Origin of the sequence: Buttiauxella gaviniae, assembly GCF_040786275.1 — a bacterium.
GTDB classification, from domain to species: Bacteria; Pseudomonadota; Gammaproteobacteria; order Enterobacterales; family Enterobacteriaceae; genus Buttiauxella; species Buttiauxella gaviniae_A.
Map to the genome: position 1 here is coordinate 1381309 of NZ_JBFMVT010000002.1, position 18393 is coordinate 1399701.

General features: G+C 49.2%; 19 protein-coding genes and 2 tRNA genes. 6 read left to right on the top strand and 15 right to left on the bottom strand.

What is annotated here, in order from left to right; translation table 11 throughout:
- Positions 1–23: 23 nt before the first annotated feature.
- From nusA to rlmE, 9 genes are all read right to left on the bottom strand, one after another.
- Positions 24–1511 carry a transcription termination factor NusA gene (gene nusA, locus AB1E22_RS06930; protein WP_367594687.1) on the bottom strand — a complete coding sequence of 496 codons (1488 nt, stop codon included), beginning with the start codon at positions 1509–1511 and terminating at the stop codon, positions 24–26.
- Between the two features lie 27 nt (positions 1512–1538).
- Positions 1539–1991, bottom strand: coding sequence for a ribosome maturation factor RimP (rimP, locus tag AB1E22_RS06935; protein ID WP_367594688.1), 453 nt, complete (start codon positions 1989–1991; stop codon positions 1539–1541).
- 211 nt (positions 1992–2202) lie between these two features.
- Positions 2203–2279: transfer RNA gene (locus tag AB1E22_RS06940), tRNA-Met, on the bottom strand.
- A gap of 59 nt (positions 2280–2338) precedes the next feature.
- Positions 2339–2425: transfer RNA gene (locus AB1E22_RS06945), tRNA-Leu, on the bottom strand.
- Between the two features lie 48 nt (positions 2426–2473).
- Positions 2474–2803: a preprotein translocase subunit SecG gene (secG, locus tag AB1E22_RS06950; protein ID WP_367594689.1), complete on the bottom strand. Its 330-nt coding sequence runs from the start codon at positions 2801–2803 to the stop codon at positions 2474–2476.
- 232 nt (positions 2804–3035) lie between these two features.
- Positions 3036–4373, bottom strand: a complete 1338-nt coding sequence (gene glmM / locus AB1E22_RS06955; protein WP_367594690.1) for a phosphoglucosamine mutase — start codon at positions 4371–4373, stop codon at positions 3036–3038.
- Positions 4366–5214 carry a dihydropteroate synthase gene (folP, locus tag AB1E22_RS06960; RefSeq protein ID WP_367594691.1) on the bottom strand — a complete coding sequence of 283 codons (849 nt, stop codon included), beginning with the start codon at positions 5212–5214 and terminating at the stop codon, positions 4366–4368. Before folP ends, glmM begins: the two co-directional genes overlap by 8 nt.
- 101 nt (positions 5215–5315) lie before the next feature.
- The gene (gene ftsH / locus AB1E22_RS06965) at positions 5316–7253 is read right to left on the bottom strand and encodes an ATP-dependent zinc metalloprotease FtsH (RefSeq protein WP_367594692.1); all 1938 of its coding nucleotides are present in this window, start codon (positions 7251–7253) and stop codon (positions 5316–5318) included.
- Between the two features lie 56 nt (positions 7254–7309).
- The gene (rlmE, locus tag AB1E22_RS06970; protein ID WP_367594693.1) at positions 7310–7939 is read right to left on the bottom strand and encodes a 23S rRNA (uridine(2552)-2'-O)-methyltransferase RlmE; all 630 of its coding nucleotides are present in this window, start codon (positions 7937–7939) and stop codon (positions 7310–7312) included.
- 126 nt (positions 7940–8065) lie between these two features.
- Between rlmE and yhbY the strand changes: the two genes are divergently transcribed.
- Positions 8066–8359, top strand: coding sequence for a ribosome assembly RNA-binding protein YhbY (gene yhbY / locus AB1E22_RS06975; RefSeq protein ID WP_008454796.1), 294 nt, complete (start codon positions 8066–8068; stop codon positions 8357–8359).
- A gap of 106 nt (positions 8360–8465) precedes the next feature.
- Here yhbY and greA read toward each other — a convergent pair whose 3' ends face one another.
- The gene (gene greA / locus AB1E22_RS06980) at positions 8466–8942 is read right to left on the bottom strand and encodes a transcription elongation factor GreA (protein ID WP_367594694.1); all 477 of its coding nucleotides are present in this window, start codon (positions 8940–8942) and stop codon (positions 8466–8468) included.
- Between the two features lie 253 nt (positions 8943–9195).
- On the opposite strand from greA, the gene dacB reads away from it, so the two are divergent.
- From dacB to pmrB, 3 genes are read left to right on the top strand one after another with little or no spacing between them, the layout of a single operon-like run.
- Positions 9196–10629: a serine-type D-Ala-D-Ala carboxypeptidase gene (gene dacB, locus AB1E22_RS06985; RefSeq protein ID WP_367594695.1), complete on the top strand. Its 1434-nt coding sequence runs from the start codon at positions 9196–9198 to the stop codon at positions 10627–10629.
- A 3-nt stretch (positions 10630–10632) separates the two neighbouring features.
- A complete protein-coding gene (gene pmrA / locus AB1E22_RS06990) occupies positions 10633–11295 on the top strand; it encodes a two-component system response regulator PmrA (protein WP_367594696.1) in 663 nt (220 codons plus the stop codon).
- Positions 11292–12350 (top strand): two-component system sensor histidine kinase PmrB, encoded by a 1059-nt coding sequence (gene pmrB, locus AB1E22_RS06995; RefSeq protein ID WP_367594697.1) that lies wholly within the window; start codon positions 11292–11294, stop codon positions 12348–12350. The genes pmrA and pmrB overlap by 4 nt, the downstream gene beginning before the upstream one ends.
- Before the next feature lie 60 nt (positions 12351–12410).
- Here the strand turns inward: pmrB and cgtA are convergent, their stop codons facing one another.
- The 4 genes from cgtA to rplU form a co-directional block, all read right to left on the bottom strand.
- Complete coding sequence (gene cgtA / locus AB1E22_RS07000) at positions 12411–13583, bottom strand: Obg family GTPase CgtA (RefSeq protein ID WP_367594698.1); 1173 nt, start codon at positions 13581–13583, stop codon at positions 12411–12413.
- 16 nt (positions 13584–13599) lie between these two features.
- A complete protein-coding gene (locus AB1E22_RS07005; RefSeq protein ID WP_367594699.1) occupies positions 13600–14565 on the bottom strand; it encodes a DMT family transporter in 966 nt (321 codons plus the stop codon).
- 158 nt (positions 14566–14723) lie between these two features.
- Positions 14724–14981: a 50S ribosomal protein L27 gene (rpmA, locus tag AB1E22_RS07010; protein WP_121267728.1), complete on the bottom strand. Its 258-nt coding sequence runs from the start codon at positions 14979–14981 to the stop codon at positions 14724–14726.
- 18 nt (positions 14982–14999) lie between these two features.
- A complete protein-coding gene (gene rplU, locus AB1E22_RS07015; protein WP_034459723.1) occupies positions 15000–15311 on the bottom strand; it encodes a 50S ribosomal protein L21 in 312 nt (103 codons plus the stop codon).
- A gap of 261 nt (positions 15312–15572) precedes the next feature.
- On the opposite strand from rplU, the gene ispB reads away from it, so the two are divergent.
- Both ispB and sfsB read left to right on the top strand, forming a co-directional pair.
- The gene (ispB, locus tag AB1E22_RS07020) at positions 15573–16544 is read left to right on the top strand and encodes an octaprenyl diphosphate synthase (protein WP_367594700.1); all 972 of its coding nucleotides are present in this window, start codon (positions 15573–15575) and stop codon (positions 16542–16544) included.
- A 223-nt stretch (positions 16545–16767) separates the two neighbouring features.
- A complete protein-coding gene (sfsB, locus tag AB1E22_RS07025; protein ID WP_367594701.1) occupies positions 16768–17031 on the top strand; it encodes a DNA-binding transcriptional regulator SfsB in 264 nt (87 codons plus the stop codon).
- A gap of 44 nt (positions 17032–17075) precedes the next feature.
- Here the strand turns inward: sfsB and murA are convergent, their stop codons facing one another.
- Entirely contained in the window at positions 17076–18350 is a 1275-nt protein-coding gene (gene murA / locus AB1E22_RS07030; protein WP_367594702.1) for a UDP-N-acetylglucosamine 1-carboxyvinyltransferase, read from the bottom strand.
- Between the last annotated feature and the right edge of the window lie 43 nt (positions 18351–18393).

Sequence of the window (18393 nt, forward strand, 5' to 3'; positions counted from 1 at the left end):
CTGTTCCTTCCTGCTACAGTTTATTACGCTTCGCCGCCAAACCAGCAGATATTGCGAGCAGCCATAATTAATTCACCGGCCTTCTCGTTTGTTAAACCTTCAATATCTGACAGATCGTCGACACCTTGCTCAGCCAGGTCTTCCAGCGAGCTCACACCGCGCGAAGCGAGTTTAAAGGCCAGGTTGCGATCCATACCTTCGAGGTTCAGCAGATCCTCTTTAGGTTTGTTATCGCCCAGGCTTTCTTCCTGCGCCAAAGCCAGTGTGGTGAGGGCGTTTTTGGCGCGATCACGTAATGCTTCCACTGTATCTTCATCAAGGCCATCAACTTCCAACAGCTCTTTCATCGGCACATAGGCCAATTCTTCCAGAGTGGAGAAACCTTCTTCTACCAATACAGTGGCGAAGTCCTCGTCGATGTCGAGGTATTTGGTAAAGGTATCAATGGCAGCATGTGCTTCAGCCTGATGCTTAGCTTGCAGATCATCAACGGTCATCACGTTGAGTTCCCAGCCGCTCAGTTGTGCAGCCAGGCGAACGTTTTGACCGTTACGACCGATTGCCTGTGCCAGATTGCCTGCCTCTACCGCGATATCCATTGTATGTTTGTCTTCATCGACCACAATGGAAGCCACGTCTGCTGGTGCCATAGCATTGATAACAAACTGCGCTGGGTTATCGTCCCACAGCACAATATCAATACGCTCACCGCCCAGCTCTGTGGAAACTGCCTGAACACGCGCACCGCGCATACCCACACAAGCACCAACCGGGTCGATACGCTTATCGTTAGTTTTCACAGCGATTTTCGCACGAGAACCAGGATCACGAGCAGCAGCTTTAATTTCAATAACTTCTTCGCCAATTTCCGGTACTTCAATGCGGAACAGTTCGATCAGCATTTCTGGCTTGGCACGGCTTACAAACAGTTGAGCACCACGAGCTTCCGGACGCACAGCGTAAAGAACACCGCGGATACGGTCGCCTGGGCGGAAGTTTTCACGCGGCAGCATGTCTTCACGAAGAATAACAGCTTCAGCGTTGCTACCGAGATCAAGAGAGATATTCTCGCGGTTAACTTTTTTCACCACGCCCGTGATGATTTCACCTTCATGTTCGCGGAACTGATCAACTACCATTGCACGTTCAGCTTCACGTACTTTTTGTACGATAACCTGTTTTGCAGTCTGAGTAGTGATACGGTCGAAGGTCACAGATTCAATCTGGTCTTCCACATATTCGCCAACATTCAGCTCTGGATCTTCGAATTGAGCTGCATCAAGGGTGATTTCACGCGTTGGTTGGGTAACTTCTTCAACAATGACCCAACGGCGGAAGGTATCAAAGTCACCACTTTTACGATCGATGCTGACGCGCACATCAATCTCTTGTTCGTATTTTTTCTTGGTCGCTGTTGCCAGTGCACTTTCCAGCGCTTCGAAAATCTTCTCACGCGGCAATGATTTTTCGTTGGAAACTGCTTCTACAACAGCCAAAATTTCTTTGTTCATCCTGGGTTTTCACCTCAATCCAAACTATTAAAAGTGGGGTACCAGGTTCGCTTTCTGGATGTTGCTCAGCGCGAACACTTCATCTTTGCCTTCCACCGTGACCGTGATCATCTCACCTTCTACGGCTTTAATAATACCCTGCCATTTACGACGGTTTTGCACAGCCATTCGCAACACAATGCTCACTTCTTCGCCGGTAAAGCGAACGTAATGCTCACTCGTGAACATTGGGCGATCGAGGCCAGGTGAGGAAACTTCCAGGTTGTAAGCCACAGTGATAGGGTCTTCGACATCCAGTACTGCACTTACCTGGTGACTGACATCAGCACAATCATCAACATTGATGCCATCTTCACTATCAATATAGATGCGCAGTGTGGATTGGCGACCTCGGACAAATTCGATACCGACCAATTCATAGCCCAGCGCCTCGACTGGTGCTGAAATCATCTCTGTTAATTTTTGCTCTAATGTGGACAAGCCCACCCCCAAGACATAAAAAAAGGGCATATAGCCCAGTTATTCTGAAGTCAGATAACAAAAAACCCCGATAAATCGGGGCTTTATATAACTGAACCCTGTATGCCGCAATTGCGGCCCGGACACTATCCAGGAGAATTTTTTTCTAAATTCTTCGCGAATACACCGGTCGATGTTCACAGTATATTTGAAAAAGAACTCTCAGGGAAAGTGGTTGCGGGGGCCGGATTTGAACCGACGACCTTCGGGTTATGAGCCCGACGAGCTACCAGGCTGCTCCACCCCGCGTCCGAAAACGTGGCAAATACTACGCCAGAATTGCATTAAATGCAAGAATTGCTGGGATTTGGTACCGAGGACGGGACTTGAACCCGTAAGCCCAATCGGGCACTACCACCTCAAGGTAGCGTGTCTACCAATTCCACCACCTCGGCACTTTGCGTACAACAATCAAATCTTGCTGTACAGAAGCTTACTACTTATTACTGCGGGATATCGCTGCTCGGCTTGGTAGGTGCCGCTGGCTGTGACTCAGTTTTTGTTGGCTGAGTTAAATTATCCCACACACTTCCTTTATCGGTTTTGTTGGTATTGAGGTTACCCAGTACCAGGCTGATAATAAAGAACAGTGTTGCTAACACAGCGGTCATGCGGGTCATGAAATTACCAGAACCACTTGAACCAAACAGTGTAGCGGAAGCGCCTGCTCCGAAGGAGGCTCCCATATCAGCGCCTTTACCTTGTTGCAGCATGATAAGACCAACAAGGCCTAAGGCTACAATAAGGAAAATAACTAAAAGAGCTTCGTACATAATCAACCTGTTCCTTGCGGGATTACCGCATACCAAAGCTTCAAACCAGTCAAGCGGATACGTTTAAGTTTACCCACTGAAGCGGGTGAGAATACTAACCAAAGCCTTCGATCTGCGCAAGGGCAATTTATTCACATTTTGCTGACTGCGGAAAAAAACAGCAATACATTTGCCTTTGTTTAGAAAAAAGGCGGCACTTGCCGCCTTTTTACACAATTTACGGGATGAACTTTTAAACTGCTTTTACCGCATCGGCAATGCGATTTGCGTATTCAATCACTAACGCTTCATCTTCGCCCTCAACCATGACACGGATTAAAGGCTCAGTTCCTGATTTACGCAGCAACACGCGACCACGGCTGCCAAGAGCATCTTCTACTTCAGCTGTCACTTTTTTCACGGTTTCGTGTTCAAGTGGATCACCGCCGCCGGCAGTGAAGCGCACATTAACCAGAATCTGCGGGAATAATTTCATTCCGCTGCACAAATCGTGCAGGCTCATGTGATTACGCACCATTGCGGTAAGTACTTGCAAACCTGCAACAATACCGTCACCCGTGGTCGTTTTATCAAGCAGGATCACGTGACCTGAGTTTTCCGCACCAATTCTCCAGCCTTTTTCCTGAAGCTTCTCGAGAACATAACGGTCGCCCACTTTTGCGCGAGCAAACGGAATACCTAACTGTTTCAGAGCCAGCTCAAGGCCCATATTGCTCATCAGCGTACCTACGGCACCGCCACGCAATTGGCCCTGACGAAGTCCTTCACGCGCAATGATGTACAGGATTTGGTCACCATCAACTTTATGGCCCAGGTTATCCACCATGATGACTCGGTCGCCATCACCGTCAAGCGCAATACCGATGTCAGCTTTTTCTGCAAGCACACGCTCCTGCAGCATACGCACATCCGTCGCACCGCATTTTTCGTTGATGTTAACGCCGTTTGGTTCGCAACCAACTGTAATCACCGTTGCACCTAATTCACGCAGTACATTTGGCGCGATGTGGTAGGTCGCACCATTGGCGCAATCAACAACAATTTTAAGACCGTTCAGGCTTAATTCATTCGGGAATGTGCCTTTACAAAACTCAATGTAACGACCGGCTGCATCAACGATACGGCTGGCTTTACCCAGTTCGGCAGAATCCACACAGGTGATTTCTTTTTCCATTTCCGCTTCAATCGCTTCTTCAACTTCATCTGGCAGTTTGGTGCCGTCGATGGAGAAGAATTTGATCCCGTTATCATAGAACGGGTTATGCGAAGCGGAGATGACGATGCCTGCTTCTGCACGGAAAGTACGTGTCAGATAGGCAACCGCGGGCGTAGGCATTGGCCCGGTGAAAGATGCGGACAAACCTGCCGCCGCAAGCCCTGCTTCAAGCGCCGACTCCAGCATATAGCCAGAGATACGAGTATCTTTGCCGATAATGATTTTGCGTGAACCATGACGCGCTAATACTTTTCCTGCCGCCCAGCCGAGTTTCAGCACAAAATCAGGAGTAATTGGGGAATCGCCTACACGACCACGAATGCCATCTGTGCCAAAATATTTACGGTTACTCATAGCGTTTTTTTTCCTTCGCTGAAAGTGTGGCTTCCACCACGCGCATCGCTTCGACTGACTCTTTCACATCGTGAACCCTAATGATATTAGCCCCCTGCATTGCCGCTATCACAGCACAAGCAAGACTGCCGCTCAGGCGCTGATCCGGCCCAACGTTAAGCAGTTGGCCAACCATTGATTTACGCGACATCCCCACCAGCAGCGGTAATCCAAAGTGGTGGAATTCGGAAAGTCGGGCTAAAAGTTGGTAATTATGTGTCAGATTTTTACCGAAACCGAAGCCTGGGTCGAGTAACAATTTTTCTTTTGCGATACCGGCCGCTTCACAGCGTGCTATTTGGTCGATAAAAAAGCGATTAACATCCGCAAACACATCATCGTAATAAGGTGACTGCTGCATATTTTTAGGTTCACCCTGCATGTGCATCAGGCAAACTGGCAAACCTGTCGCTGCCGCAGCCTCAAGTGCTCCAGGCTCTTGTAGCGAGCGAATATCGTTGATGATATGCGCACCTACACGCGCTGCTTCACGAATCACTTCAGGTTTAGAAGTGTCCACGGAAATCCATACTTCAAAACGCTGGGCAATAGCCTCCACAACAGGTATCACGCGTGAAAGCTCTTCCTCGACACTCACTTCTGCCGCCCCAGGTCGCGTTGACTCACCGCCAATATCAATGATCGTCGCCCCTGCGTTGATCATTGCGTTAGCGTGTTTTACGGCCTCCACTAACGAATTGTGCTGACCACCATCGGAAAAGGAGTCTGGCGTGACGTTCAAAATCCCCATGATATGAGGATGGGAGAGATCAAGCGTACTGCCCTGGGCTGTGAGTTTCATCGAAATTCCCTTGAATTAACTACGGTTAAAACAAAAAACAAAAACCCCGGGACAAGCCCGGGGTTTTATAGATTACTGCATTAACATCCGGCAGAGATGACTTATTTGTCGCCCAACTGCTCTGACATCGTGTTACCAGGATTCGGCGTACGCGGTTCATCGACCGGACGCGGTGCACGAGGTGTACCATTGTTATCAGAATTGTTGTTGCCGTTGTTTGATTCTTCCCAGCCTGCTGGCGGACGCACATCACGGCGAGCCATCAGGTCATCAATCTGAGGCGCATCGATAGTTTCATACTTCATCAATGCATCTTTCATGGTGTGAAGAATATCCATATTTTCATTCAGGAGCTGACGAGCACGAGCATAGTTACGCTCAATCAACAGCTTCACTTCCTGATCGATGATACGCGCAGTTTCATCGGACATATGTTTTGCTTTCGCCACTGAACGCCCCAGGAATACTTCGCCTTCCTCTTCCGCATACAGCAACGGACCGAGTTTTTCAGAGAACCCCCATTGGGTCACCATGTTACGGGCAATAGATGTCGCTACTTTAATGTCGTTAGACGCACCAGTAGAAACATGCTCAGCACCGTAAATGATTTCTTCAGCAAGACGACCGCCGTACAGCGTAGAAATCTGGCTTTCAAGCTTCTGACGGCTGGCACTGATTGCATCACCTTCCGGCAGGAAGAACGTTACGCCCAGCGCACGGCCACGCGGGATAATGGTGACTTTATGTACCGGATCGTGCTCAGGTACCAGACGGCCAATAATCGCATGTCCTGCTTCGTGGTATGCGGTTGACTCTTTTTGCGCTTCAGTCATCACCATGGAGCGACGTTCCGCGCCCATCATGATTTTGTCTTTCGCTTTTTCGAATTCAACCATCGAAACCACACGCTTATTGCCACGGGCAGCAAACAGAGCAGCTTCGTTAACCAGGTTTGCAAGGTCAGCACCAGAGAAGCCAGGCGTACCACGCGCAATGATTGCGGCGTCAATATCTGGAGACAACGGCACACGGCGCATATGCACTTTCAGGATTTGCTCACGGCCACGCACATCTGGCAGGCCAACAACAACCTGACGGTCAAAACGACCTGGACGCAACAACGCAGGGTCAAGCACGTCCGGACGGTTAGTTGCGGCGATAACGATGATTCCTTCGTTACCTTCGAAACCATCCATTTCAACCAGCATCTGGTTCAGAGTCTGTTCACGTTCATCGTGACCACCACCCAGACCCGCGCCACGCTGACGGCCTACGGCGTCAATTTCATCGATGAAGATGATGCATGGTGCCGCTTTCTTAGCTTGTTCGAACATGTCACGAACACGGGATGCACCCACGCCCACAAACATTTCAACGAAGTCAGAACCGGAAATAGTAAAGAACGGAACTTTCGCTTCACCCGCGATAGCTTTTGCCAGCAGGGTTTTACCGGTACCCGGAGGGCCAACCATCAGCACGCCTTTCGGGATTTTACCGCCCAGTTTCTGGAAACGGCTTGGCTCACGAAGGTACTCAACCAGTTCAGCAACCTCTTCTTTTGCTTCATCACAACCTGCGACATCAGCAAAAGTGGTTTTGATTTGGTCTTCGGTGAGCATACGCGCCTTACTTTTACCGAACGACATGGCACCTTTGCCACCGCCGCCCTGCATTTGACGCATAAAGAAGATCCAGACCCCAATTAGCAATAGCATTGGGAACCAGGATATGAAAATAGAAGCCAGCAAGCTTGGCTCTTCAGGCGGCTCGCCTACTACTTTCACATTTTTGGTCAGCAGATTATCAAGCAGTTTAGGATCGTTAACGGGGATGTAAGTCGTGTATCGGTTACTATCTTTCTTGGTAACGTTGATTTCACGTCCGTTGATACGCGCTTCGCGTACCTGGTCCTGATTTACTTCAGACAGGAAAGTGGAGTAATCCACCCTACGGCCATTTGACTCGCTGGGCCCAAAGCTCTGGAACACAGACATCAGCACAACCGCGATGACCAGCCAGAGTATTAGGTTTTTCGCCATGTCACTCAAGGGATTAACCTCATATTACAACTGTGTTAACAAACAGCGTCAGGGTACTATAGTTTTCGCCCAGTCGCTACAATGTACACTTCACGTGAGCGGGCACGAGAAGAGTCCGGTTTACGCACTTTAACAGTCGTAAACATGGAGCGAATTTCCCGCAGGTATTCATCGAAACCTTCGCCCTGAAACACTTTCACTAAAAAACTACCACCCGGTGCAAGAACATCACGACACATTTCCAGTGCCAGTTCTACTAAATACATCGCCCGAGGAATATCTACTGCCGGTGTCCCGCTCATATTTGGAGCCATATCTGACATGACAACCTGAACTTTACTGTCACCAACACGATCCAACAGAGCTTTCACGACTAATTCATCACGAAAATCGCCCTGAAGGAAGTCAACACCAACGATAGGATCCATAGGTAAAAGATCGCAAGCAATGATTCGCCCCTGATTCCCGATCTGGGTCACAACATATTGCGACCATCCTCCGGGAGCAGCACCAAGATCGACAATTGTCATTCCTGGTTTAAAAAGTTTGTCACTTTGCTGTATTTCATCAAGTTTAAACCAGGCACGGGAACGTAACCCTTTTTTCTGCGCCTGAATTACATATTTATCGCTAAAGTGTTCCTGCAGCCAGCGACTGGAGCTGGCAGAACGCTTTTTACCTGTCATCTCAATTTCCAACTTTGTTCATCGTAGGTAGCAGGCTGTAGAGTTTTCAGCACAACCGATTTGGCGATACAGTAGAGATGGCGGTAGAATGAACCGTTTTCAATCCCAACGTAAGCAAAAAATACGATGAATCTGAGTACTAAACAAAAACAGCACCTGAAAGGCCTTGCTCATCCGCTCAAGCCTGTAGTCATGCTTGGCAATAACGGTTTGACCGAAGGGGTACTGGCCGAGATTGAACAAGCGCTTGAGCATCATGAGTTAATCAAGGTGAAAATCGCAACGGAAGATCGCGAAACTAAAACCTTGATCGTCGATGCCATCGTGCGTGAAACCGGCGCCTGTAATGTACAGGTTATCGGTAAAACGCTGGTGCTCTATCGCCCGTCTAAAGAGCGCAAGATTTCTCTGCCAAAATAAGCAGAGAGTGTGCAAAATGCCACGCTCTGTTAGTTGATAAAAGGCCGCGATGCGGCCTTTTTCCTTTCTTTACAATACGCCACGCTATAAAAAAGCGTAGCAGAAATTATAAATATTCCACTTTTACAATTTCGAACTCTACATCGCCACCAGGCGTGCGGATAACAACCACATCATCTTGCTCTTTACCCACAAGGCCACGAGCAATCGGTGAATTCACCGAAATAAGATTCTGTTTAAAATCAGCTTCATCATCGCCAACAATGCGATAAGTCTGCTCTTCATCGTTATCAAGATTCAAAACCGTTACGCTCGCGCCAAAAATGACACGCCCGTTATTTGGCATTTTTGTGATATCGATAACTTGAGCATTGGAGAGCTTCGCTTCGATATCCTGAATACGGCCTTCGCAAAAACCTTGTTGCTCACGCGCGGCATGGTATTCAGCATTTTCTTTTAAGTCGCCGTGTTCGCGGGCATCTGCAATCGCGGCAATAATTTGTGGACGGCGCACAGACTTCAGGAAATCCAGCTCTTCACGTAATCTTTCTGCGCCACGTAGGGTCATCGGAATAGGTTGCATTGTTATACCTCTTCAAAACTTTCCTGTTCAGAACTGCCCTACGGCACTTCTGAATTCAGAGCCTGGTTTACGTTAATAAGGCAAACCCCTGGCACTAAGCAAAATAAAACTGGCCCGGAGCAAAGCACCAGGTCAGGAACGGTTTTCAAATTGACCTGTATTTTACCCTGGAGTTCCCTGAGGGTCATCGTTTACTTTGCACTGCGATGCACCGTAGTATGGCGGCACGTTTCCAGGTTGTTACCGCGAGATTATGCGATTTTTTAGATTTGTCATTGGATTGACCAGTGCTGTGGTGTTAACCGCCCAGGCTGCCAACGTTGAAGATTACACTTCCCAGTTGCCTGCGGGTGCGAATCTGGCTTTGATGGTGCAAAAAATTGGCGCGCCCGCTCCACAGATTGACTATCACAGCCAACAAATGGCGCTGCCTGCCAGTACCCAAAAGGTCATCACGGCTCTGGCAGCATTGCTACAGTTAGGGCCAGATTTCAGGTTCAATACGACTCTTGAAAGCCATGCACAAATCAGTAATGGCATACTGCAAGGGGATCTGATTGCGCGATTTGGTGGCGATCCTACGCTAAAACGTCAGGATATTCGCAATATGGTCGCGGTCCTGAAAAAAGCGGGTGTTCAGCAGATTGAAGGAAATGTGCTGATCGACACGTCGATTTTTGCCAGTCATGATAAAGCCCCTGGCTGGCCCTGGAATGATATGACGCAGTGTTTTAGCGCCCCACCCGCCGCCGCTATCATTGACCGTAACTGCTTCTCTATTTCGCTATACAGCGCCCCAAAAGCTGACGAATTAGCCTTCATCCGCGTCGCTTCTTACTATCCTGTTGTTATGTTCAGCCAGGTTCGTACTCTCGCAAAAGGCTCTCCCGATGCGCAATATTGTGAACTGGATGTCGTACCAGGCGATCTAAATCGCTTTACGCTAACTGGGTGTATGACACAGCGTGCAGACCCTCTTCCGCTCGCGTTCGCGATACAAGATGGCGCAAGTTATGCCGGTGCGATTCTGAAAGCTGAACTCAAAGACGCCGGAATCACCTATAGCGGAACCTTATTGCGTCAGACGCAATCTAATACGCCTGGCACGGTCATCGCCAGTAAGCAGTCTGCCCCACTGCATGATTTGCTAAAGGTGATGCTCAAGAAATCAGACAACATGATTGCTGATACCGTGTTTCGCACTATCGGGCATAACCGCTTTGGCGTGCCGGGCACCTGGCGTTCCGGAGCCGATGCCGTGCGACAAATTCTGCGCCAAAAAGCCGGGGTGGATTTAGGGAACAGTATCGTGGTCGATGGTTCAGGATTGTCTCGTCACAATCTTATTTCTCCCGCCACCATGATGCAGGTCTTGCAATATATAGCCCAGAATGACAGTGAGCTTAACTTTATCTCAATGTTGCCGTTAGCCGGTTATGACGGTTCATTGCAATATCGAGCGGGTCTGCACCAGGCGGGGGTTGATGGCAAAGTTTCTGCGAAAACAGGTTCACTGCAAGGGGTTTACAACCTTGCTGGATTTATCACGACCGCAAGCGGCCAGCGAATGGCCTTTGTGCAATATTTGTCAGGCTATGCTGTAGAGCCTGCCGATCAACGTAACCGTCGTATCCCGTTAGTGCGCTTTGAAAGCCGTCTCTATAAGGATATCTACCAGAATAATTGAGTTATGAAACTGCTTATTGTTGAAGACGATTTACTGTTACGGGAAGGCCTGGTACTGGCACTCAATAGCGAAGGCTATGCTCTGGATTGCGCAACAACAGCAGCCGAAGCCGATGCGCTAATTGAAAGTGGTGAATATGGCATGATCATTCTCGATCTTGGTCTGCCTGACAAAGATGGCGCTACGCTGTTAAGGCAATGGCGGCGTCGTAGTATCAGCACTCCCGTGCTGATACTCACGGCTCGCGACGCGCTTGAAGACCGCGTAAATGGCCTCGATTCCGGTGCGGATGACTATCTGGTTAAGCCGTTCGCACTTGCTGAACTACAAGCTCGCACACGTGCGTTAATTCGCCGCTATCAGGGCCACAGCGACAATCTTCTCCAGCATGATGACCTGACGCTCAATCTGCAAACTCAACAAGTACTCCTGCAAGATTTGCCTGTCGAAATCACGCCGAAGGAGTTCGCGTTACTAACACGCCTGATGATGCGCATCGGGCAGACGGTGCACCGCGAAACATTACAGCAGGATATTTACAGTTGGCAGGACGATCCCGGCTCGAATACGCTTGAAGTGCATATCCATAATCTTCGCCGCAAGTTAGGCAAAGACAGAATCAAAACAGTCCGCGGGGTTGGTTATCGCCTGGAGAGCCGAACATGAATAGCATGCGCCAGCGATTAATGATTCTTCTGGCACTGATTCTTCTGTTTTTCCAGTTAATTAGCGTTATCTGGCTATGGCATGAAAGCCGCGAGCAAATCACTTTTCTGGTCAGCGAAACGCTCTCGGCCAAAGCCCGGAATCAACATGTTGAAAAAGAGATCCGCGAGGCCATTGCTTCATTACTGGTTCCCTCTTTGGTAATGATTGGCTTCACGCTGTTCTTCTCTTTTTGGGCGATTACTTGGATCACTCGTCCACTGAACCGTCTTCGTACCAGTCTTGCGAACCGTTCTGCCGATAATCTTTCAGCATTACCCATGTACTCGGATATGGAGGAGATGGTCGCCGTCACTAATTCACTGAATCAATTGCTGGCGCGGCTGGATCATACTATTCAGCAGGAACGCTTATTTACCGCCGATGCGGCTCACGAATTGCGTACACCGCTGGCTGGTATCCGCCTGCATCTTGAATTGATGGCAAATTCAGGCGTTCAACAAGCCCCTATGCTGCTGGAGCGTATCGATCAGCTGATGCATACCATTGAGCAGCTATTAATGCTGTCACGGGCTGGGCAAGCGCTAGCGAGCGGTCACTACGACACGCTGAACTGGCAGCGTGACATCATCGCCCCGTTGAAAATGGAAATGGAAGAGATGGTCGCTGTACGTGAGCAAACTATTCTCTGGCCAAAAGATAGCGAGAATATCGTTCAGGGAGACGCTGTACTCCTTCGCCTGATGCTCCGTAACCTTCTTGAAAACGCATCTCGTTATAGCCCGATAAAAAGCACCATCACAGTCTCATTAGCCGCAGAGGGCAACGGAGCAACGCTTACCGTCTCCGATCAAGGCCCGGGCATTGATGAAAAACATCGCCTGACGATTACCGATCCGTTCCGTCGGATGGATCAACGTTACGGAGGAAGTGGGCTTGGGCTAAATATCGTCCTGCGCATTGTTCAACTGCACCACGGGATATTAACGCTCGATAACGGCCCTGGAGATTGCGGCCTGCAAGCAAGCTGCTGGATCCCATCCCAAAACCAATAAACAGACAATAAAAAAGGCCGGGATAATTTCCGGCCTTTCTTTAAATAACGTCAGATAACATTATTTCTGATAGATGATTTCGACACCTTCGTCGTCATCTTCATCCCAGTCGTCATCCCACTCTTCATCATCTTCCGCTTCCACTGCGTCAAGTTGCTGTTGATGATAATCATCCCACATGAACTCAACTTTCTCAGGAGCAACCGGCTGAAGCTCAACTGCTTTCGGGTTAGCAATGATAAAGTCCATCACATCCCAACACAGCGCATTAACGCCTTCACGATTCACCGCAGAGATCAGATAGTATTTATCTTCCCAGCCCATAGCGGTAGCAATTTCTTTTGCACGCGCTTCGGCATCTTCTTTGCTCATCAAGTCGGCTTTGTTAAATACCAACCAACGCGGTTTCTCAGCCAGTTTTTCGCTGTATTTTTCCAGCTCGCCAATAATAACGCGGGCGTTTTCAACCGGATCAGATTCATCAATTGGTGCAATATCGATGAGGTGCAACAGCACACGGCAACGCTCAAGGTGCTTCAGGAAGCGAATACCTAAGCCTGCGCCATCTGCCGCGCCTTCAATCAACCCTGGAATATCGGCAACCACAAAGCTCTTCTCGTTATCCATACGAACAACGCCAAGGCTTGGAATCAGAGTGGTAAACGGATAATCCGCAACTTTTGGTTTTGCCGCGGAAACAGAGCGAATAAACGTAGATTTACCGGCATTCGGTAAACCCAGCATGCCCACGTCAGCCAGTAGCAGCAGCTCCAGTTGGATATCACGTTTCTCACCAGGCGTACCCATGGTTTTCTGACGTGGAGTACGGTTCACAGAGGATTTGAAACGGGTGTTACCCAGACCGTGCCAACCGCCCTTAGCAACCATCAGCTTCTGACCGTGCTGGGTCATATCACCCATGGTTTCGCCAGTGCCTTGATCGATAACACGCGTCCCTACGGGAACTTTAACGGTAATGTCTTTACCGCGTTTACCCGTACAGTCACGGCTCTGGCCATTTTGGCCACGTTCAGCGCGGAAAGATTTCTCGAAGCGATAGTCGATCAAGGTATTGAGGTTTTCATCCGCCTCAAGCCATACATCACCGCCATCACCGCCATCACCACCGTCCGGGCCGCCTCTGGGAATATATTTTTCACGACGGAAGCTAACGCAGCCGTTACCGCCATCACCTGCTACGACCAGGATCGTTGCTTCATCAACAAACTTCATTTCACTTCTCCGTAAATCATTCGCCCGAACGTTGTACTGGAAGAACAGCTTCGGTTTTGCGCCAGCGTCCCCAAAGACGGTGACCAATGGCTGAATACATTGCACCTGCAACCACGACGAACGCACCGCTATAACCTACGAGGTTAAGTAACGGCATGGCGAAGAAATCGGGCCAGGCTAACGCTAATAAATCTGAAAACAGCAAGGTAAACAGCGGAGTTAGCGTAATAATGGCGCTAACCTGTGCCGCCTGCCACCGTGCCATGGCTTCTGCCAGTGCCCCATACCCAACCAGTGTATTCAGGCCACAGAAAACTAAACACGCCAGTTGCCAGTGGCTGAGTTGGAAAACCTTATCCAGTTGAGCCAAGGGCAAAAGCGCAAGAGTACATAAAGTGTACAGTAAAAAGAGGATCTGTTGCGAGGCCAGGCGGCGTAATAATACCTTCTGCGCCACACCATAGGTGACCCACACTGTCGCCGCCAGAACACCGAAAATAACCCCGAGGGTATAATCAGTCAGGCGGGTAAAAATTTCTATCAGGCTGGTGTTAAAGAACATCACCAACCCGCAAAGTAACATTATGGCCCCGATGACCTGTGTACCGCGCATCTTCTCTTTGAGCACGACCACACTTGCCACCATCATTCCCACCGGGGAAAGCTGGCCAATAACCTGAGACGCCGTTGGGCTCAGGTACTGCAACGATGAACTAAACAGCAAAAAGTTACCGAATAAACCACCTGTCGCTATAGCGAGTAATACCAGCCAGCGTGGCTTACGGAACAATTTTAATGGCGGTAATTTACCTCGTATGGCGAGAATAGTTCCCAGCCCGAGGCTTGCCATCAGGAAGCGATAAAAGACAACTGTCGGCGGTTCCATTACCGTCAGAACTTGCTTCATTGCAATTGGCAATGCGCCCCAGCAAATTGCCGTGGTCAATGCCAAAAGAATGCCGATTCCCGCCTGCTGTTTCATTCTGAAGTGTCCCTGATATGTCTTTTATCTTTCATGCCGCAGGAGTATTGCCTGCACCTGAAATTTAAAGGACATCTTCACTAATTTACCGGGCTTAGAATGTAAAAAGCCCCGCAACGTGTTGCGGGGCTTCTATCCGTTACCGGGACGCGAAAAACTTATTCAGCAACGATGCTGATGAACTTACGGTTTTTCGGGCCTTTAACTTCGAACTTAACTTTACCGTCAGTCAAAGCGAACAGAGTATGATCTTTGCCGCAACCTACGTTAGAACCAGCGTGGAATTTAGTACCACGTTGACGAACGATAATGCTGCCTGCCAGAACTGCTTCACCGCCGAAACGTTTTACGCCCAGACGTTTAGCTTCGGAATCGCGACCGTTACGAGTAGAGCCGCCAGCCTTTTTATGTGCCATTTGATATGCTCCCTAGTATTAAGCGCTGATGCCGGTAATTTTCACATCAGTAAACCACTGACGATGACCCTGCTGCTTACGGTAGTGTTTACGACGACGAAACTTAACAATCTTAATTTTCTCGCCACGACCATGAGCAACAACTTCAGCTTTGATTACGCCGCCATCGACGAAAGGAACGCCGATTTTGATTTCTTCACCATTAGCGATCATCAGAACTTCTGCGAACTCAACTGCTTCGCCAGTTGCGATGTCCAGCTTTTCCAGGCGAATGGTTTGACCTTCGCTTACTCGGTGTTGTTTACCACCACTTTGGAAAACCGCGTACATATAAAACTCCGCTTTCCGCACGCACCTTACGTATGTTTCAGGTGGCGCTATAAATATTCACAATAGGGCGCGAATATTACGCAAAACGAGAGCCTTTGACAAGCCCTGTCATGAAACAGAGTAGAAAAAAAACGCAACATCACACCAGCCGTTTATCTGCCTCGTTTTTTCAGTACAATCTGTACTACATTATTACTCCTCTACCCTCACGTGATTCCGTATAGACATGTGGTAAACAGGACTTTAAGCCAGACTTTTGCGATGAATTTAGAAAAAATTAATGAGTTAACCGCGCAAGATATGGCGGGAGTCAATGCGGTCATCCTTGAACAGTTAAATTCAGATGTCCAATTGATCAATCAGTTAGGGTATTACATCGTCAGCGGCGGCGGGAAACGTATCCGCCCGATGATTGCTGTTCTTGCTGCTCGCGCGCTCGGTTATCAGGGTAATGCACACGTCAATATTGCAGCGCTCATTGAATTTATCCATACCGCCACGTTGCTGCATGATGATGTTGTCGATGAATCCGATATGCGCCGTGGCAAGGCAACGGCTAATGCAGCATTTGGTAATGCGGCAAGCGTTCTGGTTGGCGATTTTATTTATACCCGCGCTTTCCAGATGATGACGCAGCTCGGCTCACTGAAGGTTCTTGAAGTGATGTCCGAAGCGGTAAACGTCATTGCTGAGGGCGAAGTTCTGCAACTAATGAACTGCAATGACCCTGATATCACCGAAGAAAGTTACATGCGGGTGATTTACAGCAAAACGGCACGTTTATTTGAAGCGGCGGCTCAGTGTTCAGGGATTTTAGCGGATGCTACTGCCGAACAAGAGAAAGCCCTTCAGGATTATGGCCGTTATCTCGGGACTGCCTTCCAGCTTATTGACGATCTTTTGGATTACAGCGCTGACGGGCAAACGCTGGGTAAGAATGTCGGTGATGACCTTAACGAAGGTAAACCGACTCTCCCACTTTTACACGCCATGCGCAATGGTACTGCAGAGCAAGCCAAAATGATTCGTGAAGCTATTGAGCAAGGCAACGGGCGTCATTTGCTGCAGCCGGTGTTAGATGCAATGGCTAACTGTGGTTCGCTGGAATGGACTCAATTACGAGCGGAACAGGAAGCAGATAAAGCGATTGCCGCCCTGGAAATCCTGCCACAAACCGAACATAAAGAGGCGTTAATTGCCCTGGCTCACATGGCTGTTCAACGCGACCGTTAATCTTTTTAGCGCGCCGTTAATTGGCGCGCCAAGTTTCCAATAAATGTATTCCCACCACTCCGCAACATCTTCCATACAAACCTGTTTTCATTGATTTTCATCCACTTTGTGTGGATTAACACAGATTTGATTTTTACGCTATTTATTGGAATCTTTTGGAATCATCGTATGCTATAACTTCCCTTGAACAAACCGGTAAAACGTAACGGTTACAGGGAGAAACATGGAAAGTATACAATCTGACTGGCACCCGGCAGATATCATCGCAGGGTTACGTAAACGCGGAACATCACTGGCGGCTGAATCACGAAAAGCGGGTCTGAGTTCATCGACTCTGGCGAATGCATTGACGCGCCCGTGGCCCAAAGGTGAGTTGATCATCGCCCAGGCGCTGGAAACATCACCCTGGAAGATTTGGCCATCTCGCTATTATGATCCGCAAACTCATCAGTTGATTAACCGAGCGAGTTTAATGCGTAAGCGATAAAAAAAACCGGGCATGCCCGGTTTTCTCTTTTGTAGCAACGAGATTTATTCGCCGCTGGTACCACTACCTTTCACACGCTCAATCTTCGCACCTAACGCCTGAAGTTTATCTTCAATGCGCTCGTAGCCACGATCGATGTGATAAATACGGTCAACAACGGTAGTGCCTTCTGCAATACAACCCGCCAGAACAAGGCTTGCGGACGCACGCAGGTCGGTCGCCATCACTTGCGCACCAGACAGTTTTTCAACGCCGTGGCAAATGACAGTATTACTCTCAATCTCTGCATGTGCGCCCATACGGATCAGTTCCGGAACGTGCATGAAGCGATTTTCAAAGATCGTTTCAGTAATAACACCAGTGCCTTCAGCAACCAGGTTCAGCAAGGTGAACTGAGCCTGCATGTCAGTCGGGAAACCAGGGTGTGGCGCAGTGCGCACTGTAACGCCTTTAGGGCGCTTACCGTGCATATCCAGGCTAATCCAGTCGTCACCGACTTCAATATCCGCGCCTGCTTCGCGCAGCTTCGCCAGCACCGCATCCAGCGTGTCTGGTTGGGCATTACGGCAAACAATTTTCCCGCCTGAAATTGCCGCAGCAACCAGGAAAGTACCGGTTTCGATACGGTCAGGCAATACTCGGTAAACACCGCCGCCCAGACGCTCAACACCTTCAATGGTGATGCGATCGCTACCAGCGCCCGTGATTTTTGCGCCCAGCGTATTCAGGAAGTTCGCTGTATCAACGATTTCCGGCTCGCGAGCGGCGTTTTCAATGATGGTAGTACCTTCAGCAAGGGTCGCTGCACTCATGATGGTGACGGTAGCGCCTACGCTCACCTTATCCATCACAATGTGCGCGCCTTTCAGACGGCCCTGGACAGAGGCTTTAACGTAGCCCTCTTCCAGTTTGATTTCGGCACCGAGCTGCTCAAGGCCCGTGATGTGCAAATCAACCGGACGAGCGCCGATAGCACACCCGCCAGGCAAAGAAACCTGGCCCTGACCAAAACGAGCAACCAACGGACCCAGCGCCCAGATGGAAGCACGCATGGTTTTCACCAGCTCATACGGCGCACAGAAAATATTGACGTCGCTGGCATCAATCCAGACCGATCCATTACGTTCAACTTTGGTACCCAACTGGCTTAACAGTTTCATGGTGGTATCAATGTCTTTCAGTTTTGGAACGTTTTGAATCTCAACTGGCTCTTCGGCCAACAGGGCTGCGAAGAGGATCGGCAGCGCGGCATTCTTCGCCCCGGAGATCGTCACTTCACCACTGAGTTGGGTTGGCCCCTGAACACGAAATTTATCCATTGCAACTGCTCTCTTTTAAATTCAAATCGTTACAACCCGCCGC